1 protein-coding gene and 1 pseudogene are annotated in these 2294 nt (G+C 65.3%); both read left to right on the top strand.

Translation table 11 applies throughout. From position 1 onward, the window contains the following. The coding region (locus XM50_RS20255) for a TonB-dependent receptor (RefSeq protein ID WP_046406378.1) at positions 1-1952 on the top strand (1952 nt) is incomplete at its 5' end. A 65-nt stretch (positions 1953-2017) separates the two neighbouring features. Further along, positions 2018-2294 (top strand): annotated as a pseudogene (locus XM50_RS00295) (hypothetical protein); the annotation flags it as partial.

Raw genomic sequence — 2294 nt, forward strand, 5'->3', positions numbered from 1 at the left:
GCGGGCCGCAGGGCACGCTGTTCGGCGCCAGCTCGCAGGGCGGCGCCGTGCGCTTCATTACGCCGACGCCGAGCCTGACGCAGTCGAGCGTCTATTCGCGTGCGGCGGTCAACAGCACCAAGGATGGCGGCATCGGCTATGAGGCCGGCGTCGCGGTCGGCCTGCCGATCATCGAGGGGACGCTTGGCCTGCGCCTCAGCGCCTATCACCGCCGCGATGCCGGCTGGATCGACCGGCAGAGCTGGCAGGATGCGAACGACCGCGAAGAGAATGCCAATTTCAGCGACACGACGGTGCTGCGCGCCGCGATGCTGTGGGAGCCGGCCGCCGGCCTGACGATCGCGCCGAGCATCTATTACCAGGACCTGAAGTTCAACGACCGCGGCGACCTGTGGACGCGTTGCCCGGCGACCACCGGCTCGCCGATCAACCCAGACACCGTGCCCTGCCCCAATGGCGTGTCCGATCCGGGCGCTGGCAAGCACCTGAACTATTCCCCGATCCGCCAGCCGAGCCGCGACCGTTTCTACCTGCCGTCGCTGAAGATCGGCTATGACGCGGGCGCCATCTCGATCAATTCGGTCACGTCCTATTTCGACCGCCATGTCGAGGACATCAACGACGCGACCAACGTCAACGACCGTGTGACGTTCGGCAACGCGTACCTGTTCCCGATCACGCCCGGCTTCGACAAGTCGATCACCTGGCAGAACCCGAACATCTACCAGAAGGTGTTCACGCAGGAAGTCCGGCTGTCGGGCGGCGACACGGATTCGCCGATCAAGTGGACGGTCGGTGGCTATTATTCGCGCGGTTCGGTGAAGTCCGACCTGCCGATCTACCAGCCGCACTTCAACGACCTGTATTTCGTGCGTTATGGCCGCACCCCGCAGGCCGCCGGCGTGCCGCCGCTGGTCAACGGCAATGCGCGCTATTACGGCAATGAGGAAACGATCGAGGAAAGCATCGCGGCGTTCGCCAATGTCGACGTGAAGGTCGTCGACCGGCTGACGCTGAACCTGGGCGCACGCTATTCGCGCGACACGCTGGACTTCGACGTGGTCGAGCGCGGCGTGTCCTATGTCGGCGGCATCTCCACCGCGGCGGGCCGCCTGCGCGAAAACCCCTTCCTCCCCAAGGTCGGCCTGTCGTTCCAGGCGACGCGCAACGCGCTTTATTATGCCTCGTTCGCCCGCGGCTATCGCACCGGCGGCGTGAACAAGACGCTGCCCGATGTCTGCCGGACCGAGGCGGACGCGCTGGGCATCGACAACGCCAACACCTACCAGTCCGACCGTACCGACAGCTATGAGATCGGTACCAAGAACCGGCTGCTCGGCGGGTCGCTGCAATATGAGATCAGCGCTTATTATACCAAGTGGAACAACATCCAGCAGCAGCTGCGCCTGCAATGCGCGTTCAGCCTGGTGGCCAACACCGCAGCGGCGACGTCCAAGGGCTTCGACGCCAGCATCACGATGCGGCCGGACAGTAACCTGACGATCGGTGCCGCGGTCGGTTACACCGATGCGACCTATGACGAGACGATCCAGATCGGCACCGCGCCGATCGTCGTCGGCGGGCAGCAGCTGGGCGCGACGCCGTGGACGATCAATCTGAACGCGGAATATCACCTGCCGACGAACAGCGATCTCGATCCGTTCATCCGCTTCCAGTACAATTATCGCTCGGTGAACCGGGGCACGTTCCTGTGGCAGGTCCCGACGTCGACCACCTATGATCCGACGCGCGTGCTGCCGACCGAGGCGCAGTCGCTGGACGCGCGTGCCGGCGTGACGCTGGGCCCGGTCAGCCTGCAGATCTATGGCGAGAATATCCTGAACAACGTCGGCTATATCGCCAACACGCCGATCTATGCGCGGGGCCCGCTGTGGCGTGGTTCCACCCTGCGCCCCCGCACGATCGGGTTGCAGCTGATCGGCCGCTATTGATCACCACCGGGAAAGGAAAAGGGTCGCTGACGATGCCGGACATTCGATGGATTTCTGCCGCATTGTTGGCGACCACGGCCCTGATCCCCGGCGTCGCCGGGGCACAGGCGCAGGCGGCGCCTGCTTCTGCCCCCGCGCCCGCCCCTGCCGTCGAAAGCTACGCCGACCTGATCTTCACTGGCGGCAAGGTGGTGACGGTCGACAGTGCCGATCGCATCACCGACAGCGTCGCGGTGCGCGGCAACCGGATCGTCGCCGTTGGTGACGTGGCGGAATGGCGCGGGCCGCAAACGCGCATCATCGACCTGAAGGGGCGCACGCTGCTGCCCGGCTTCATCGACG

Source organism: Sphingomonas sp. Ag1, assembly GCF_000980895.1.
Classification (GTDB): Bacteria; Pseudomonadota; Alphaproteobacteria; order Sphingomonadales; family Sphingomonadaceae; genus Sphingomonas; species Sphingomonas panaciterrae.